Raw genomic sequence first — 18,164 nt, forward strand, 5'->3', positions numbered from 1 at the left:
CCAGTTAAACTTGCATGACCTCCCCACGGTTTAGTTTTAGCGGCTTGGCGGTGACCCGCCACATCGGCACCCTGATGCTGACCCTGACTGTCATTGTGTTGGCGGTCTTTATTCTCATGCGGCTGCAAGTGGATTTGTTGCCGGCGATTACGTACCCGCGCATTGGGGTACGGCTGGATATTCCGGGCGTGGTACCTAGTGTTGCTGTTGAGGAGGTGACCAAGCCCCTTGAGGAAGCCCTGAGTCGCACGGAGGGGGTGGTGCAGGTCTATTCGCAAACCCGCGAAGGTCAAGTCAGTATTGATTTATTTTTTGAACCCGGTGGCGATGTCGATCAAGCCTTAAATGAAGCCACTGCTGCTTTTAACCGTGCCCGCAGTAGGTTGCCGGATATTATTGAGTCGCCGCGCCTCTTTAAGTTTGATCCGTCGCAATTGCCGGTCTATGAGTTTGCCCTAACCTCAGCAACCCTCAGTGGCCGTGAGTTACGGGTCTTTGCTGACGAAGATTTGGATCGAGAGCTGAGTGTTGTCCCCGGCGTGGCGGGAGTCGATGTCTCTGGGGGGACAACCGAAGAAGTGCGAATTCTTGTGGATCTGGATCGATTGCAGGCCACGGGGGTGGGGCTAAATCAAGTTTTAACTGCTTTGAGCGATCGCAACCAAGATGTCTCAGGGGGACGCATTCGCGGCCAAACGGCAGAACCCCTAACCCGTACAGTGGGACGGTTTCGTAATGCCAGTGAAATTGAGGAGGTGATGCTGACGGGTGCCAATGGTCAGCGAGTCTATCTGCGGGATGTAGCGCAAGTCATAGATGGCAGTGCCGAGCAACGGGTATTTGTGACTCTCAATGGCCAACCTGCCGTCAAAGTCAGTATTCTTAAGCAGCCGGAAGCCAATACGGTGGAAGTGGCTGATGGTATCAAGCGCCGTTTAGCCGAGTTACAGGCAGCCAATCTCGTGCCCCGCGATGCGCAGATCATTCCTGTCCTTGATGAGTCGGTTTATATCCGCAACTCCCTGAACAATGTGATCACGGCAGGCCTGACGGGAACCCTGTTGGCGGCGATCGCGGTGCTGCTGTTCCTTGGCTCGGTGCGGCAAACCCTGATTATTTTGCTGGCCATTCCCCTGTCAACGATGGCCGCGATGTTGCTGATGGGGCTATTTAACTTCTCCCTCAATGTGTTTAGCTTGGGTGGACTCGCCCTTGGGGTTGGCATCGTTGTGGATAACGCCATTGTGATGTTGGAAACCTTGGCGGATATTGACCCCCACCCCATGAGCCAAGAACAGTACCTTGAGGAGGTAAAACGGCGTAGCCAAGGCATCGAATCAGCGCTTTTGGCCTCTACCCTCACTAACTTGGTCGCTATTTTGCCCTTTTTGTTGCTGGGGGGCTTGATTGCGCTGCTCTTTAATGAGTTGATTCTAACGATTAGTTTTGCGGTTGCCGCATCGCTGCTGGTGGCACTCACGGTCGTGCCGGCCTTGGCCTCCCGCCTTTTGGGGGTGCCGGTGCAAAATCGCCTACGGCAGGTCGCGTTTATTCGCCTTTTTAATGAAAAGTTCCTCTGGCTGACGGGGCGCTATGAATGGGCCTTGGGGCAGGTGCTACGGGCACGCTGGCTGGTGGTGGGGCTGGCGATCGCCCTTCTAGGGGGAGGCAGTTGGCTTTTAGCTCAGCAAATTCCCCAAGAACTGCTGCCGCGCATTAATACGGGTCAAGTCAACCTCATGGCCATTTTTCCACCGGGAACCCCCCTGCCCACCAGTCGGCGGGTCATGGCGGCAGTGGATCAGGTGCTGATGGCACAACCGGGCACAGAGGCCGTCTTTACCACAACGGGGGGTGCCCTCTTTGGCACGAATACAATTGCCAATCCGCTGCGAGCTAATAGCAACATCATTCTACGGCGTGGGGTGAATGTGGATCGCTACATTACAGAAGCAACAAAAGCCCTTGATCAACTTAACCTCGTGGGGGTGCGGCTGCGCTTGAGTCCCGGCCAAGTGCGCGGCATTATTCTCACCAACTCACCTGTACGCGGTGCCGATGTGGATGTGATGCTGCGGGGCAGTGATGAGCAGACCCTCAACCGCTTTGGTCGCCAAGTCCTCCAAGTCCTTGATGAAAAGGCCACATTGGTGCGCTTTCGTCCCGATGTAGATCCTCGCCAGCCAGAAATTGCAATTCTGCCGGATTGGGAGCGCGTCAGTGAACTGGGGCTGAATACCCTCAACCTTGGCCAGACGATTCAAACCGCCTTGGAGGGGTTTGTGCCCACCCGCCTGCAACGGGGCGATCGCCTAGTGGATATTCGTGTCCAACTGGACAGTGAAAGCATTCAAACGCCCGCTGACCTGACAACGATTCCCCTTTTTACCGCCAATAACCGTCCCCTCCGCCTTGGGGATGTCGCTCGCATCGAACCCAGTCAAGCCCCCGGTGAAATCCGCCGCATTAACCAGCAGCAGGTCTTTATGCTAGCGGGCAATCTTGTTGAAGGTGCCAGTCTCAGTGCTGCCCTTGCCCAAGTGAATGACATTCTCAACGATCTGGAGTTTCCGCCGGGGGTGTCCCTAATGCCAAGTACGGCGGCTCAAGCCAATCAGCAATTGCAACAGGCCTTAGTGGTCTTGGGTAGTTTGGCGGCCTTTCTCGTGTTTGTGGTCATGGCGGTACAGTACAATTCGCTGCTTGACCCCCTAGTGATTATGTTTACCATTCCCTTGGCCTTGGCCGGTGGCATTTGGGGCTTGTACCTGACACGGACGGCCATTGGCGCCACGGTCATTGTCGGTGCCATTTTGCTTGTGGGGATTGTCGTCAACAATGCCATCATCATGGTGGAGTTGGCGAATGAGATTTACCGACAGGAGGGCTGTAGCCGTAGCCAAGCCATTCGCAAAGCTGCCCCTGCCCGTCTGCGCCCGATTATGATGACCACGATTACAACGGTGGTGGGGATGTTCCCCTTGGCATTAGGGCTAGGTGAAGGCTCAGAATTTTTGCAGCCCCTTGGCATTGTTGTGTTTTCTGGCTTGGCTGTGGCAACACTGCTCACCCTCTTTCTTATTCCCTGTTTTTATGTGATTCTGCACGGCTTTGAGCGTATCGCCCAGCGCAGTCTTCCTGAGCCATTACCAGCACCAGTCGTTCCCCCCACGAGTCCCTCCCCTGAGGAGCTTCAGGAACGCTAAGCTGTAGGCCAACATTACTGTTTAGAGTGGTAGTGACGCCTCTGCCCAAGTCCTGCCGATGACTGCTGTTGACCCGCTTGCCGTTGGCCAACATACTCTCCTTGAGGTACGCCAACTGAGCGTGTTTTACCGCAATCAACCGCTGCTCAGCAATGTCAGCCTCACGATTCAGCCGCGCCAACTGGTGACCTTGATCGGTGCCTCTGGGTCTGGCAAGAGCCTACTGTTAAGCTGTTTGAACCGCTTGATTGAACTTTTTCCGCATCTCCATGTGACTGGCGAAATTCACTATCGGCAGCACGCCCTCAAGGAGTGGAATGCGTTGCAACTGCGCTGTCGTATGCCGATGATTTTCAGCAGACCGAGTCTCTTTCCAACATCAATCTATGAAAATGTCGCCTTTGGTGCTCGGGTGCATGGCTATCAAGGGGATCTCGATGCCCTTGTGCAATCTTCCTTGGAACAGGTGAATCTGTGGCAAACTCTGAGGAATCATTTGGGCGAGCCGGCACTAGAGCTATCCCTAGAGCAGCAACAACGCCTTTGTCTGGCGCGGGCGATCGCCCTGCAACCGGAGATTCTGTTACTGGATGACCCCTGCAGGGGGCTTGATACTACTGCGACCCGCCGCATGGAGGAGTGTCTGTGCCACCTCAAACAAACCTACACCCTGATCATGGCAACCCATCACCTACGACAAGCAGCGCGGATTTCCGACTGGACAGCCTTTTTAGCCCTGCAAACCAATCCTCAGGGACAGACAGTGGGTCAACTGATTGAGTACGCTCCCACGCGCTTACTTTTTCAAAGGCCACAGCATCCCTTAACCTGCGATTATGTCAGTGGTCGTTTCTAATCATTCTCACTGAGCAGCAGTTTGGCAATGAACCCGTATAGAATTGGGGTGTAAAAGCTAACCTAAATATAGAGGCAGCTAGCTTTTTTAGCTTTACTCTGGGAAGTAGAGAGAAACGATGGGTACCTTAATCTTAGGTTGGTTGGATCGGCAGTGGCATAGGACATCATTTCTATGATGATCTGTTCCGAGTGTTTCCATCCCAATCCCGTTGGTGCTGTTCAATGTGAAGCGTGCTTTTCGCCCATGCCCAGTATGACTCCTTGTCCAAATTGCGGTGCCCCAGTTCAACCAGACGCTAGTTTTTGTGGCCAGTGTGGTTTCAATCTGCGTCGCCTTGCCGTCAGTGCACCCCCAATGCCAGAGGTAATGCAACACACAGCCAGTGCTGCACCAACCGTGGAAGCCGTTGCCCATCAAGGCCGCCTGACAACGCTACCCCCGCCGCCCCCACCACCGGCCCATGTCTTCTCGGTTGAGATTGCCACCATTGAAGCCAAGCTGATTCATGTGCAAACTCGCACAGAACTGCAAATTCCCACAGGGCGTCCCGTCATTCATATTGGCAAGCCCAATGATCGGATTCCCCCCGATATTGATGTGGCTGGCTTTCCCAACTCAGAAATTGTCTCCCGTATCCACGCAGATCTGCGGATTGAGGGGAATGCCCACTATATTGAAGATGTGGGAAGTGCTAATGGAACTTACATTAACAATACTCCCCTTTATCCGGGCAATCGTCACCGCCTACAATCGGGCGATCGCATTGCCCTAGGCAAGGGGGATTTAGTCACTTTTATCTATGAACGCATCTCCTAGTTCTTTAGAGTGTATTCAGGTACGAAGAGGCGGTTAGACAACGTGATTACATTGACATTACTCCATCCCGTTCAAGCCACCCCAGTCCAAAGCTGGACCTTTGAGAATGAAAATGTCATCCGTATTGGCCGAGCAGTCGATAATCACGTCGTGCTCTATAGCGCGGTGGTGTCGCGTCACCATGTGGAACTCCGTCGTAATGGCTTGCAATGGGAAGTGGTCAATCTTGGCACCAACGGCACCTATTTGGATGGCAAACGTATTCAACAGGCAACCTTGATGGATGGTGGCATCCTGCGTTTGGCTCGCTCTGGACCCAATATTCAAATTCGCCTCGGTTCTGATCAGCGTCCCGCCACTCCCAATGCCCGCATGGAAACGGTGCCCGAAGGTCGCTTGGTGGATGTTGAGAAGGGCACCTATTCAGGGGAAGAAGAAGCCATCGGTACAGCCGCCGAACCCACCTCCCGTGCTGAAGAAAGCACCCCCACCACCAGTAGTAGCAGTGCCACCGCCCAAGCGGAGGAAGAGGCTGAGTTTGCGGTGACAGGCCAACTACCGGTTCATTTACTCAGCGAGTGGCGTGCTCCCCCCGATTGCCAGCACAACCATGCCCAAGAGAACGATGTTTTTTGCATTGACTGCGGTGTGCCTCTGCGCGTCTGGAAAACCCTCGGCAACTACCAGATTATTCGTGCCCTTGGTCAAAGCAACATTTATTTGGGCTGGCGCAGTGGCTTAACGGCGGTGATTAAGGGACATAGTCTTGCGGCGTCACGCAACGAAATCCGTGCCTTTCAGCGCCAAGCGCGCCAATTGTGCAAAATCGAGCATCCGGTCTTACCCCAGTTTTGGGAGGCCTTTCAGTGCGGCAGCGATTCCTACTTGGTCTCAGAAATGATCTATGGCCAATCCCTAAAACAGCGGATTCAGGATCAAGGGCCAATGAACGTGATTGAGGTCAGTCGTTGGCTGATTCCTGTGTGTGAATTGCTTGAGGTGCTGCACCAGCAAGACCCCCCTGTGTTGCATTTACACATTCGTCCCTCCAATCTCATTCATCCCTACGTTAAACGGGAAACAACAGAACTCGTGCTTGTGGGCTGGGGCAAAGCATCCGTCTTAACCTCTGACTCAGGGACATTTATTGGGACAGTGGGCTATTCGGCGCCAGAACAGCAGGAGGGAAAACCCGAACCCGCTTCCGATCTATTTGCCTTGGGGGCAACGATGGTGTACTTGCTCACGGGCTATGAACCGGAAACCTATTTCCGCTGGGGCACCCGTGAATATCGTCTCTATGCCGAGGACATTCCCCATTTGGATCCACTGATGGTGGATTTAATTAACTGCTTGACCCATCCTGATCTTCGGGAACGCTATCCCAACGCCGCCGAAGTCAAGAAACGCTTGCAGGAAATTGCGACGATTACCCCCGTCGTCTCTTCAAGTGCCTCATAGAACATCAATTTTCACCAAACACTTGCACGCTTCCAGAGGGCATCAACACTAACCGCAGTAAAATCGGGCGATCGCCCCCCAAGGGACTCGCTAGAGGGCTTTGCTGTAAAGGAATTGGGGTGCGATCAATAAAGCGAACGGCTGCACCATTGAGGGGCAGCGCTTGAGCAAGGGTGCCATCGGGGTTGAGCACAATGCGGTATTCCAAACTCGTGTCTAAACTGGCCGGTGGGCGCCAACGGTCTTGAAAATAGGTTTTCACCTCCCGCAGGGTGGTTGCAGGGACGGGGGTGGTTTCGGCTGGAGGGGTGATCATTGGGGCAGGTTCAATACTGGCGGGCGCGCGGCCAGCGGGAGCTTGCACCACCACGTTATTTTGATCAGGGGGTTGCGGGGGAGGTGCCTCTTGGGCAACAGGGGGCGGGGGTGGCACGATCGCTGGGGGCGGCATTTCTGGCGGTGAGGGCAGCGGCACAAGGGTAGATGTTTCAGGGGCAGCTGGCGGCGGGCTAGGTAGGGGAGCCAGTTGTGGGGTTTCCGCAGGTTCTGGCAATTCTGGCAAAGGGGATGGCATCGCTAGGGGAGGCAAGTTAGGTTCCTCACGGGTGGCCTCAGAGGAAGTGACGACCATTGAAGCGGGGGGGATGAGCCAGCGTTGGGTAACAAGGGTGAAGGCAGCAACCACACCCACGGCCACCGCTGCACTTTTGGCCCAGATTGGGATTTGAGCAACAATTGATTGGGCGCGCTCCACCAGTTCCGGCAACGGCTCCATCACGGCAGACCAGTCATCAAGAACCGTCACCAAATCGTATAGTTCTGTCAGTTGCAGAAGAATTACCTGCCCATCGGGTAGATGGAGTTCATGTTCGAGGGGCGATCGCGATCGCAGGACAAAGCCCTCTGCGGTTACTTCTGTCGGTGTTTGGTGATGACTCAGGAAAGCCTCAATATACTCGTTGACTAGGGTTTTGAGTTGATAGAGCTGGCGATCGTTGCCCTCAAAGCAGAGTTTTTCTCCGACAGCCAGTGTAAAGTGGAGCGATCGCACCGGCGCACGGCGCAGCTTCTGACTGAAGGGCAAAAATTCAGCAGCAACATCCAATTGGCAGGTGGGTTGAGAGTAGCTGAGGGTGGTACTCATTAGACATCGGAATGGGGAAACAGGGTGGGCAATTCAGGAGCTGGTGCAGGTATTGGTTCAGGTTCCACCAACGATAGTGAGGGGGGCGCGGGAGTAGTGCGTTCTAGCAGGGTGATCCAAAGGCGACGTGCCCCTTGGGGCGTACTGTAAAAGAGCAAATCCACGAGTAAATCTAAGGCCAGTTGTGCCAATTCACGACCATCGCTGCTGTTGTCGGCCATTCGCTCTTGATACAAATTGGTGAAGCGGTCAATGTAATCCCCGAGAATGGGTTCTAAGTGGGGCGGGCGACCTTGACTCGTCTGCTGTTGCCAGCGTTCAATGGCGGTGCGGATGGTTTGCTGGTGTTGCTGCGCTAAGCGGGTGCAGATCAAGGCCAAGGCACGGGCTTCATCCACATCCAATTTGCGTCGCCCATTACGACCTCGCCGCAGAGGACTTGATTGCCGCAGTCGCCATAACCCCACGCGATCGGGCAAATAGGCCTCAAACCCCATGGCTTCTGCCAATGCTAGTACCTCTGCCGAACCCACATGAGCCAAGGCTTCGAGACTCAGCAAAATCAGGTCAATTTGTGCCTTGATGGGCAGGGAAGAGGTCATCGTGCCACCTTATGCAGCGGTTAAACCCAACATTGCGCGTAACGTCAATGCCACAAATGTGAGGAGTCCCACCATGAGGCCAATAAGGGCGATCGCACTCAGCGGACGCTTCAAAAGAGGCACCAATGGCTCAACGACATTCCACACTACGCCCAATAGAACCGTAACAAAATACCGTTGGTAGCGCAGGACATTTTCCCAAAAGCCATCCATTGATTGATGCTCCTAACTTGGTGACGCCAGTGGGCTTGAAATTGCTTTCATGATACTACTCCTGCGGAGACTCTAGGGAAGCACCACCCTTGGCCTATACCATAGGCACATAACTAGACGGCAGCACAAAGCCCTCCCGACTCACAACGGCACGGGTCAGTTCTTGGTAGGTGTGTTGCAACTGCTCTAACAGGCCTAGAGGAATAAGATGAGCACCCTCAAAGGCAGCAATCAACTCGCGGTAGTACCAAAGAACCCCCTCTCGACCCGCCTGAAAACGTGCCCAAACATCACCACCAATGTTGCCATAGTCTCTAAGAATGCACAGTAGGTTGTGCAATTTATCACTGGCGGAGACCAGTTGAGTGTCGCGATCGGCAGTGGTGCCCTGTTGGATGTGTTTGATATAGGCTAGTTTGCGAGTTGCCCAAGGCAATTTTGCATCTCCTTCTAGGGTATTGGCCACTGAATCAGAACAGGCGCGGACAATTGCAGCAACGCGATCGCCATAACGCTCACGAATAGCCTCTAGGGTCAGCAGTCCCCCTTGATCTTCAACAGCATCATGGAGCAAGCTGGCGATCGCCACATCCTCATCGGCACCATACTCAAGGGCGATCATTGATACTGCGACTAAGTGGGAAATATAGGGCACATTTGATCCCTTGCGCGTTTGTTCACGATGCAGAACAGCGGCATACTCCAAAGCATCGAGATAACGTAGAGAGGGCATCTGCTTCACCTCAAGCATCTATTGCTATTGTGCGACAGCTCTTTTCTGAAATGTGGCGTACATGAAGGGGATGCGATTCTCTTCTGTACCGGTTTTCAGAGTTTTGAGTGTCTTTGGCAGCAATACGAACTCGATCAAGACATTGGCCGCAGTTGCCAAGACCCTGATTTCTTTAGCATTTCCTTTTGGAAGAGTCGGGTGGCTTCCCAAGTTATTTTTATCAAAGGGGCGGTGAAACCGTTGATTTATTATCCCCACTGGATTCCAATTACTTGTATGAATGGTGACATTCTGCGATACATTGACCTTGACCCCGCGCCCACAGGGACGATCGGGCAGATGATCGAGGTTTGTGACGAAAACTGTAGCTATGAAGTTCTTGCTAATTCCTTTGAAGAGTTACTCAGTCACGATGCTCAGCAGTTGATCGCAGGTGACTATCAATTCAATCCAGAGTATGAAGAAGTCATGCTTCAAACCCCCAAAAATATACTGGAGTGGGAAATGCCAGACTGGCTGGCACGCTTGGCTTAAGGGAGAATCACCATGCACTTGTCATATTTAGATCATATTATAAAGATTTGTTAACAAATTGAATTGCTTATTGTTGTCAAGGATAATTTTGTTAGATGTGCCTCTGAGCGCGCTCCCTGCATAGCGGCTTCCCATGGGCAATGAAGCAAATACGGAACAGAAAATTATCCTACCGTTGCTCAAGCAGTGGGGCTATCAGTCTTCTGAGTATCAAGCCAAACCTCGAATTGGAAAGGGCTACCCTGATTTTTTGGTGACCTTACCGATGGCGGGCGATCGCCCCCTGAACTATCTGATCATTGAGGTGAAAACCCCAGTGCAGTCCCGGCTGACGGGTGGCCAGCAATTGAGGTACTACATGGAAGCAGCGCAGGCTGTTTTTGGGTTACTCACCAATGGCCGAGAATATCACCTTTTGTATCAAAATCCCCTTAGAGAACCACTTCAGCCGGTGACATGTGCTTCAGGGATCCTCGATAAACAAACCATTCAGAAACTGACTAAAATTTTACACCGCTCTGCAGCCGCTGCTCTAGTGACTGCCTTAACCCAGCAAAGGCTCAAAGTCTATCATTATTTTGAAAAGGCACTTGCAAAGAGTTTTTCTATCTCCTCAACTGCTTCTCAGGAGTCACCCATGATCATTACCGTCTTTAATCACAAGGGGGGCGTTGGCAAAACAACGCTAACCCTCAATCTTGGTGCTGCCTTTGCCACGATGGGTAAGCGAGTTCTCTTGATTGATATTGACCCACAGTCCAACTTAACCATTGGCGTCGGCATTAACCCCCTCAAAGATGTAGAAGAGCAAGGCAAGAAGGATATTGCTGACCTATTGCTAGAGCCAAAGGTTGGCCTAGAAGATGTGGTCTATCAAAGAGCTTGGGGCAACCTACACCTTGACATTGTTCCCGCCCACATTCGCCTAGCTGACAAGGAACCCGCACTCATCAGCACGATTGATATTGATCGGGTATTACAACGAAAACTCAAAAATCATGGCTATGACATTGTGCTGATTGATCCACCACCCGCCTTTGGTAAAGTCAATGCCATTGCTTTGATGGCATCTGATGGGGTACTCATACCGACGCAATTTGCTCCCTACCCTATACGGGCAATAGAGTACGTTCTAGCCCGCCTTGAGGCCATGAGGGATGCCATGGAAACTCCGCCTCGACCCCTTGGAATCGCTGTGAGTATGTATAATCGTACAACATCGGCAGCTAACTATGAGATGAAAGAGAAGTTGTCGACTATTCTTGAAAAAGCAGCCAATGGAAGACAGACCGTGCAAATTCTACCCGAATCAACATGGATTGCACACCGAGTTGTGATGTTGCGAGCCACAGAGTCTCAGCAACCGATATTTAGTAGAAAATTTTATGAAGAATTAGATCGATCAGGTAAAGAATCGATTGATGATTTAACGACTTCATTTGAAAATTTAGCTCGCTATCTTTTTACTCAGGCATCATAGAGTATGAGTCACTCCAATCGCATCTCAAAGCACCTCGGCTTACATCAGACACATCAGGGTCAGATTCATATTGATTATCTGACAATCCCAGAGACCTATCCCAAAGACTTATTCTCTGCTTCACCACAACTGATCCGTGAAGACTTAGACAAATATAAAACCAACCTCATCCCCCTCATTATTCGTCCAGTCACTACACCAGAAGGTGAGACAGCGTATGAAGTGGTCTTCGGCAAGGAGATAGTTGAATTTGCCCGTGAATTGGGTATCCATCAATTATGGGCATCAAGAATTGAGCTTGAAGATGAAGAAGTTCTAACCTTCCAAGAAAGATGCAAATCTATCTTGCAAATAAATTCTAAAGATGATGGCTCTTATTCACAAAAATCAGAGAGAAGTAACTTAGTTGATCAAGATTCCCAATTAGCTATGAAATTATTTTCTGAGTTACAGAAGAGCTTAAATGACCAAAATAAGGCTATTGTAAATTTTCTAGAAAAAATTTTCCAAGAATTGGATGATCTGAAAAGAAAATTTAGTGAATTGCAGCAGGATATCTCTAAAGAGACAAAGACTAATCCCAATCCACAAAAACAAAAATCTGTGCGCATCAACTCCTATAAAAGCGCTAAGAATCTTGCCAAGAGTGTTCCGAGGTTAGAGCTTAAAGAAGCTGAAAAAATTATTCAAGAAATTAAACAGGGTAGAAAATTTAAGTCTATTGATGAACTGAAGGCAATCGCACTATCAGGCCGTTGGGATGAAGTTAGCATCTCATTTGGGTAGAGCTTTCTGCAATACAGCCCTTGTAGTTATTGGATAACCCGCGGAGGCATGCAGGGTCAAACTGTTCGATTGATGAAGTGATTCGCAAGTATTGTGCTGGATGATATCTCATTCTCTATTGGAATAGCTATAAAAGTCGGTTTCATACAGCGTACTCATGGCTGGTGCGCCTCCATCTAGAAATGCAGGCAGGTTATCGCGTTTTTAGGGTGTGCAGAACCTGCTCAATATCAACGATAAAGATCGGGGGTAGCTCCTGATCTTCTTGACTACTGACCATGAGGGAACTGACGTTGTGAATACTCCCCCAGTGGAGATAGTTACTGGGAATAGGATGAATGGCATCCCGTGGAATGCGCTCAATCACGGGGGGTTCTATGAGGGGCAGGCCAAGCCATTCCCCTGCTAAGCGGGGCTGGAGAATGAGCAAAAATTTTAGCTTCTGGGTTTCTGAGGTTGAGAGGGGATCATCAAAGAGACAGCGGCCAATATCAATGACTAGAATTTCGTGATTTTCATAGGTGACAAGGCCAATCCCCCGCTGGTGGGGATCGCCATGAATAGGTGGTAAAGGAATGACCCGATAGGCCTGTGCCATGGGCACGGCAAACTGCTCTTGACGCACGATAAAGGTCAGGAACTGCTCTAAAACAACGGGTTGGCTTTGGCGGCGACGGCGGCTTTTAAGCATGGCGGATCAACTGATCAAGGGTGGCCAAGAGGTCACTTTCGCGGAAGGGTTTGCTAAAGTAGGCAGCTGCCCCTAGACGTTCTGCAAGCTGGCGATGTTTTTGACCCGTGCGGGAGGTGAGCATCATGACGGGGGTGTTTTGGCACTGGGGAATGCGGCGAATTTGAGTGAGGACGCCAAAGCCATCGAGGCGGGGCATTTCAATGTCGCAGATAACAGCGTTGACGTGTAGCCCCCCTTGGAGTTTATCAATGGCTTCCTGACCATCTTTGGCCTGCTCAACCCGATAGCCGGCTTTTTCGAGGGTACTGGCGAGAAAACGCCGCACGTTTACTGAATCATCAACCACAAGGACGGTGTCTTGGCTAGGGGCAACGGGGCTAGCCACAGGGGCATGAGAACTCTCTTGTTCTGCCCAATTAAAGAGGGCAAGGGGATCGAGTAGGGGGACAATGCGGCCATTCCCTAAAATTGTGCAGCCACTAAAACCCTTGGGCAGGGCTAATTCGCCTTCGACTTGGCGAATGGTGACTTCCTGCTCGCTCCAATAGCGATCGACCCGCAGGGCAAGGGCACTATCCCCTTGACTGACAATCATCAGGGTTGGTTCGTTAATCGCCGGTGCGCCCTCCATTTCCACGGGACGATAGGGGCGCTGAAAGTGGAAAATCTGGGTGAGGTCAATTACAGGAATGAGATAGCCTTCCCAGTCAATTAGGGTTGAGCCAAGGGTTTCGATGGGCGGGTAGCGATCGCCCAGCACCATTTCCTCGATTTCTTCGGTGGGTACCGCCAAGAGCATGCCAGTGGCCTCCACCAAGAGCACCCGTACCACTGAGAGGGTGTAGGGAATTGTAATTATAAATCGCGTGCCTTGGCCGGGGGTACTGTGGATCTGGATGTCCCCACGAATTTGCCGCAGATTGGTGCGCACTACATCCATGCCAACACCGCGCCCGGAGAGGCTGGTCACCTGTGAGGCCGTTGAAAAGCCCGGCTCAAAAATCAGTTGCCAAAGGTCGCGATCGCTCGCGGTTTCCAACCAGTCGCGGGCTAAGCCCAATCGCCGTGCCGTTTGCCGAATTTTCTCTGGATTTAGGCCTCGGCCATCATCCGCCACAGTAATAACGGTTTGGTTGCCGCGATAGGCCGCCTTTAGGGTAATGGTTCCCGCTGTGGGCTTACCAAGGGCTTGGCGTTCCTCTGCGGGTTCTATTCCGTGATCAAAGGCATTGCGGACAAGGTGCAAGAGGGGATCCGCCAACACACTCAACACCGTGCGGTCAATGAGAACGTGGCTGCCCTCAATCTCTAAGTTGACATTTTTACCATGCTCGCGACTCAATTCGCGGATTAGGCGAGGATAGCGGTTGGCCAGATCCGCAAAGGGGCGCATCCGCACTTGGGTAAACCGAGCTTGAAGTTGCTTGGCGGTGCGGTTGAGATCACGGCCAGTGCGTTCGGTGTCCTCTAGGCTCAATTCCAAATCGCTGGTGATTTCCTGCACTTGGACAATGGTTTCCATCACCTCTTGGGAGAGCAGATGCACATCGGTATAGCGATCGAACTCGAGAACATCGAAGCCATGCTGATTTTGGGGATTAAAGTGATGGGGGGCACTGACACGGTCATACTCTGTGCGCAGACGAAAGTTGGCACGCTCAAGGGCACGCACTTTTTGCTTGAGACCCACTAGCAGATCATGGAGGCGTTCCCGTTGTAAATCCAGACCATTACACTCAATGAGCAATTCCCCGATCAGATCACTCAGTTGATCCAACTGATGCCCCGGCACCCGCACGGTCATTTCCTTGGGTTCTTGGGGCTGGGGAGTTACTGGGGTGGTCTCAGCCTCTGGCGCAGGGGAAGGGGCTGCTGTAGGGGTGGGTGGGGGGGACAATAAATCACCTAAGGAGAAGGTCTCCACTTCAGCACTGGCAAAGTCCTCGACCCCTAATTCTTGATTGAGGTTGGCCAGCGGTAAATCAATAATGGTTTGATCCTCGTCCTCTTCTTCGTCAGCGGTTTCCGGGATTTCCAAGCGCGTGGGCAGAGCGTCAAGTTGACCAGTGATCACAAGGGCTTGACAGCGTCGCCATTGCTGCACAATGTGGGCAGCCGCTGCGCTGACATCACAGTTGGGTTGCTCCAGATAGGCACTGACGGAGGCACAAAACTCAGCAAATTGAGGCAGTTCGAGCATTTGTCCGAGGCCTTCCAGTTCTTGGGCGGCGATCGCCAGCTCCTCTCTGAGGCAGGGTTGGCCGGGGGTGTCCAGAACAGTTTCCAAGCGTTGTAGGCAGGCTTCCACCTCGGTTTCAAAGAGAACCACCCGCATCTGCTGGCCATCATCGCCACTGAGGAGCGTCAAATCATCCTCCGCCGTGGGATCGCCCAAGCGTCCGTGCAACTCATTCAAAAGTGGCTCGACTTGGGTGCGCCACCAGCCCTCATTGGGGTTCACGCCTTGGCGATGGAGGGTAATAACTGCTTGCAGTTGATCCACTGCTTTGAGCAGGAGGTGTTGCACCTCGACATCGTCGCAGGGGCGCGATTTCAAGACCTTGAAGAAATCCTCAAGGCGATGCGCCAGTTCACTGAGGGACATAAAGCCCATCATCGCTGCCCCCCCTTTAATGGAGTGAGCCGCCCGCAGTACAGCATCAATCATCCCCGGCTGGTGGGAGAGTTCCAGTATCCCTGCTTCAATCGTTTGCAGGTAGTCCTGAGCCTCCTCGAGGAACTGGAGACGAATCGTTTCCTCAACGCCGGGTTCGGGCATGGTTATCCCTCAGCAGTCACCTTAAAGATGTTGACGGAGTTTTGGAGTTCTTGGGCCATGTCCACGGTGGCTTGCAGCGACTCAGAAATCTCTTTGGATGTGGCCGACATCCCCTCTGAGACCTTGGCAAAATCGCGCATCAACGTGTTCACCGTATTGGCGGTGCGGGCTTGGGAGACAGTAGCTTGGGAAATGGACTGCACCAACTCGTCAATGTGCTGCGACACCTGCACAATTTCTTGGAGATTCTGCTTGGTTACCTCCACAAGGCGGGTGCCTTCAACCACCTGAGCGGTACCTGTTTCCATGGCACTCACCACCTCATGGGTTTCCTGCTGAATTGTTTCTACGATGTGCTCAATTTCGCGAGTTGCCGCTGCCGATCGCGCCGCCAGTTCACCCACCTCTTCGGCAACCACAGCAAAGCCGCGGCCTTCTTCACCGGCACGAGCCGCCTCAATACTGGCATTGATGGCCAAGAGGTTGGTTTGTAGGGCAATCTGGTTAATCAGCGAAATCACCTTGGAAATCTGTTGCGAGGATTCGCCCAAGCGTTTCACCTTTTTGGCGGTTTCGGCCACGGTTTCCCGCAGGTAGAGAATGCTATCAACGGTGGCATCCATCGTTTCACCACTGATGACCGCTCGCTCTGAGGCTTTGCGCGCCACTGCTGCCGCCTCGTTGGCACTATTGGCCACGGATTCAATCGAGCTGGACATGGCTTTAACGGCATCTAGCATCCGCTTCACTTTCTTGGCTTGCCGCAGCGATTCTTCCGCCAGCTCAGTCATGGCTGTCTCATCCGCCAAGAGGGCGGTGTTCACTTTTTCCGTGGTGGCTTTCACTTGCACCACCACATCCCGCAGACTCTCAATGAGGGAGTTGAAGATGTCAGCAACGGTACCAATTTCATCGGCGGTGATGTCGGCCCGTACCGTCAGATCCCCTTGGGAGGCTGCCTCGACTTCGGTGAGCAGGTTAATCAACTGCATTTGAATGCGTTCCGTACGCTGCTGTTGCTCTTGGGCAAGGCGTTCGGCCTCTTTTTGGGCAGCGGTGGTCTGCTCCAGAAATTTGCTGCGCTCAAGCACCAGTCCGGCTTGGTTGGCCAACTGGAGGAAAGCATCAATTTCGGGCTGCTGCCACTGACGCGGCTCACTGCACTGGTGGGCAATTAAAAGCGCCGCCAATTTTTTCTCCACCAACACGGGAACGACTAAGTTGGCTCGCACCTTCAACGGAGCAAGTTGTTTGAGGTGGCAGTCTGTCAGACCCGCATTGAGAATGTCTGCTGTGGCTTGCACGCGTCCTTTGGTGTAGGCATCAACCCAATTTTGACGGAAGCAGGGATCGTCAATCACCTGTTCGAGGGCTTGGGGCCAGCCGACGGCTACAGACTCGGCAACGACTTTGCCGACATAGTTCTCATCAAATTCATAGAAGATCACGCGATCGCACTCCAAAAGATGGCGCCCCTCATTGACCAGATTATCGAGAATTTGCTGGCGATCGCTCTGCTGGGTTAAATGGAAAATACTATCGCGCAATTGTTGTGCCCGCTGAGCCGCCTGTTGGGCTTCAGTGAGGGACTGTTCTAGCCGTTCAGCCATCTGGTTAATCGTGCGGTTGAGGGTTGCCAGTTCATCATCCCCCTCCACAGGCAGACGGGTTTGGAGATCCCCTTCACCAATTTTCGTCACCGCCTTGGTGGCTCGCAGCAGGGGTTGAATCTCGCGATCGCTGGCATAGATGGCAATTGCTGCCACCACAATGGCCGTGACCCCCACCCCTAACAGGAGGGTCCAAGTGAGGTTTCGCAGCGGTCTGAGCGCATAATCGCGATCCGTATCTAGGACAACCGCGGTAAACGGGTGGTTAGCACGGGCGTAGCTAGCAAACTGAAACTTGCCATCAGAGCGGCGTTGTTCAACCAGCGTGCCCACTGCGAGGTTGGTTTCCCACTGTTGACTGAGTTGGGGAAAGACTTCCGCCAAGGGTCGGCGCTGCAACTCTGGGATAGAGGCAGCCACGATTTTTCCCTGCGACCCTATCAGGTAAAAATTTTCATATTGGTTATGCTGATAGTCTCGCAAGGCCTCTTTAAGGCTACTTTTGGGTACCCGTAACCGCAGCACTGCCGTGATTTGCTGGTTTTGGGGATTGATCAGGGGCATTGCCAGAAACAGCCCGAAAGGACGGCTAGGGGCAGGCAGCGACAGCGTAGGCTCAAGCGTTAAAACCAAGCCCCGAGTTTGGATTGCCAGCTTAAAGTACTCGTGATTTTGGAGAATGTTGTTGGCTAGCTGGTTGCCTGCTGCAGATTGGGCAATGACAGTCCCTTGGCCATCGTTGGCAATGATGGCGGCACTGTCGAAACGAGCAGAGTTCTCAACAAACTCATTCAAAACCCCTTCCAGCTTGCGGCGATTCCGCTGCTGAAGTTCTGCAGTATAGTGCCTGTTTAAGAACAGACTGATAAGCCGTGCATCCCCTTGCCGGTCTTGCAGATACTCATTCAGCGCCCTTGCGGCATCCCCTACCTCCTGTTGTTCGAGTGAGATAACCTGCTCTATGAACTGTTGCCGTACCAGTTGATTGGCCACGAAGCCCACCCCCACCATGGGCAGTGTAGCCAAGACAACAGCATGGGTAATGAATTTTGGACGAAGACCCCAACCCCTGCGCCGTGGCGAAGGAGGCGGCAAGGGTTGTTCAGGGGATTTGCCGTTGGTGGTTGCTTTTTTCTCCTCTAGGGGAGGGAGTTGGTAGTTCAATACCGACGGTGGTAGAGGGGGAATATCAAGGGAGGGTTTGGCAGTGGTCATTGTTGGCACATCCTAACAGCATTAACAGCAGG

General features: G+C 52.6%; 14 protein-coding genes. 7 read left to right on the forward strand and 7 right to left on the reverse strand.

Annotation, left to right across the window (positions count from 1 at the left end):
* The first annotated feature begins 14 nt into the window (after window positions 1–14).
* The 4 genes from RHI63_RS12760 (at window position 15) to RHI63_RS12775 (ending at window position 6,342) form a co-directional block, all read left to right on the forward strand.
* Window positions 15–3,206, forward strand: a complete 3,192-nt coding sequence (locus RHI63_RS12760; RefSeq protein WP_206200479.1) for an efflux RND transporter permease subunit — start codon at window positions 15–17, stop codon at window positions 3,204–3,206.
* Window positions 3,207–3,264: 58 nt separating this feature from the next.
* Window positions 3,265–4,062, forward strand: coding sequence for an ATP-binding cassette domain-containing protein (locus tag RHI63_RS12765; protein WP_310743139.1), 798 nt, complete (start codon window positions 3,265–3,267; stop codon window positions 4,060–4,062).
* Between the two features lie 174 nt (window positions 4,063–4,236).
* Entirely contained in the window at window positions 4,237–4,881 is a 645-nt protein-coding gene (locus RHI63_RS12770; protein WP_302677331.1) for an FHA domain-containing protein, read from the forward strand.
* A gap of 42 nt (window positions 4,882–4,923) precedes the next feature.
* Window positions 4,924–6,342 (forward strand): protein kinase domain-containing protein, encoded by a 1,419-nt coding sequence (locus RHI63_RS12775; protein WP_206200482.1) that lies wholly within the window; start codon window positions 4,924–4,926, stop codon window positions 6,340–6,342.
* A 4-nt stretch (window positions 6,343–6,346) separates the two neighbouring features.
* On the opposite strand, the gene RHI63_RS12780 is transcribed toward RHI63_RS12775, so the two are convergent.
* The 4 genes from RHI63_RS12780 to RHI63_RS12795 form a co-directional block, all read right to left on the reverse strand.
* Entirely contained in the window at window positions 6,347–7,486 is a 1,140-nt protein-coding gene (locus RHI63_RS12780; RefSeq protein WP_310821660.1) for a DUF4335 domain-containing protein, read from the reverse strand.
* Window positions 7,486–8,088 (reverse strand): DUF3038 domain-containing protein, encoded by a 603-nt coding sequence (locus RHI63_RS12785; RefSeq protein ID WP_149821313.1) that lies wholly within the window; start codon window positions 8,086–8,088, stop codon window positions 7,486–7,488. Before RHI63_RS12785 ends, RHI63_RS12780 begins: the two co-directional genes overlap by 1 nt.
* A 9-nt stretch (window positions 8,089–8,097) precedes the next feature.
* Window positions 8,098–8,301 carry a DUF751 family protein gene (locus RHI63_RS12790; RefSeq protein WP_149821311.1) on the reverse strand — a complete coding sequence of 68 codons (204 nt, stop codon included), beginning with the start codon at window positions 8,299–8,301 and terminating at the stop codon, window positions 8,098–8,100.
* Between the two features lie 94 nt (window positions 8,302–8,395).
* Window positions 8,396–9,034, reverse strand: a complete 639-nt coding sequence (locus tag RHI63_RS12795) for an HD domain-containing protein (protein ID WP_225901593.1) — start codon at window positions 9,032–9,034, stop codon at window positions 8,396–8,398.
* Between the two features lie 27 nt (window positions 9,035–9,061).
* Between RHI63_RS12795 and RHI63_RS12800 the strand changes: the two genes are divergently transcribed.
* The 3 genes from RHI63_RS12800 (at window position 9,062) to RHI63_RS12810 (ending at window position 11,834) form a co-directional block, all read left to right on the forward strand.
* Window positions 9,062–9,568, forward strand: a complete 507-nt coding sequence (locus tag RHI63_RS12800; protein WP_310821662.1) for an SMI1/KNR4 family protein — start codon at window positions 9,062–9,064, stop codon at window positions 9,566–9,568.
* 133 nt (window positions 9,569–9,701) lie between these two features.
* Window positions 9,702–11,048 carry an AAA family ATPase gene (locus RHI63_RS12805; RefSeq protein ID WP_206200485.1) on the forward strand — a complete coding sequence of 449 codons (1,347 nt, stop codon included), beginning with the start codon at window positions 9,702–9,704 and terminating at the stop codon, window positions 11,046–11,048.
* A gap of 3 nt (window positions 11,049–11,051) precedes the next feature.
* The gene (locus RHI63_RS12810; RefSeq protein WP_206200486.1) at window positions 11,052–11,834 is read left to right on the forward strand and encodes a hypothetical protein; all 783 of its coding nucleotides are present in this window, start codon (window positions 11,052–11,054) and stop codon (window positions 11,832–11,834) included.
* A gap of 193 nt (window positions 11,835–12,027) precedes the next feature.
* Here RHI63_RS12810 and RHI63_RS12815 read toward each other — a convergent pair whose 3' ends face one another.
* The 3 genes from RHI63_RS12815 to RHI63_RS12825 are packed head-to-tail and all read right to left on the reverse strand — an operon-like array spanning window position 12,028 to window position 18,132.
* Window positions 12,028–12,525, reverse strand: coding sequence for a chemotaxis protein CheW (locus tag RHI63_RS12815; RefSeq protein WP_206200487.1), 498 nt, complete (start codon window positions 12,523–12,525; stop codon window positions 12,028–12,030).
* Window positions 12,518–15,307, reverse strand: coding sequence for a hybrid sensor histidine kinase/response regulator (locus RHI63_RS12820; protein ID WP_310821664.1), 2,790 nt, complete (start codon window positions 15,305–15,307; stop codon window positions 12,518–12,520). Before RHI63_RS12820 ends, RHI63_RS12815 begins: the two co-directional genes overlap by 8 nt.
* A 2-nt stretch (window positions 15,308–15,309) precedes the next feature.
* On the reverse strand, window positions 15,310–18,132 hold the full coding sequence (locus tag RHI63_RS12825; RefSeq protein ID WP_310821665.1) for a methyl-accepting chemotaxis protein: 2,823 nt from the start codon (window positions 18,130–18,132) through the stop codon (window positions 15,310–15,312).
* Window positions 18,133–18,164 lie beyond the last annotated feature (32 nt).

The sequence above is a fragment of the Thermosynechococcus sp. GLH187 genome (genome assembly GCF_031583395.1).
Taxonomy (GTDB): Bacteria; Cyanobacteriota; Cyanobacteriia; order Thermosynechococcales; family Thermosynechococcaceae; genus Thermosynechococcus.

Coding starts and splice junctions, on each gene's coding strand:
- RHI63_RS12760 (WP_206200479.1), top strand. CDS start 15: ATGACCTCCCCACGGTTTAGTTTTAGCGGCTTGGCGGTGACCCGCCAC.
- RHI63_RS12765 (WP_310743139.1), top strand. CDS start 3,265: ATGACTGCTGTTGACCCGCTTGCCGTTGGCCAACATACTCTCCTTGAG.
- RHI63_RS12770 (WP_302677331.1), top strand. CDS start 4,237: ATGATGATCTGTTCCGAGTGTTTCCATCCCAATCCCGTTGGTGCTGTT.
- RHI63_RS12780 (WP_310821660.1), bottom strand. CDS start 7,486: ATGAGTACCACCCTCAGCTACTCTCAACCCACCTGCCAATTGGATGTT.
- RHI63_RS12785 (WP_149821313.1), bottom strand. CDS start 8,088: ATGACCTCTTCCCTGCCCATCAAGGCACAAATTGACCTGATTTTGCTG.
- RHI63_RS12790 (WP_149821311.1), bottom strand. CDS start 8,301: ATGGATGGCTTTTGGGAAAATGTCCTGCGCTACCAACGGTATTTTGTT.
- RHI63_RS12795 (WP_225901593.1), bottom strand. CDS start 9,034: ATGCCCTCTCTACGTTATCTCGATGCTTTGGAGTATGCCGCTGTTCTG.
- RHI63_RS12805 (WP_206200485.1), top strand. CDS start 9,702: ATGGGCAATGAAGCAAATACGGAACAGAAAATTATCCTACCGTTGCTC.
- RHI63_RS12810 (WP_206200486.1), top strand. CDS start 11,052: ATGAGTCACTCCAATCGCATCTCAAAGCACCTCGGCTTACATCAGACA.
- RHI63_RS12815 (WP_206200487.1), bottom strand. CDS start 12,525: ATGCTTAAAAGCCGCCGTCGCCGCCAAAGCCAACCCGTTGTTTTAGAG.
- RHI63_RS12820 (WP_310821664.1), bottom strand. CDS start 15,307: ATGCCCGAACCCGGCGTTGAGGAAACGATTCGTCTCCAGTTCCTCGAG.
- RHI63_RS12825 (WP_310821665.1), bottom strand. CDS start 18,132: ATGACCACTGCCAAACCCTCCCTTGATATTCCCCCTCTACCACCGTCG.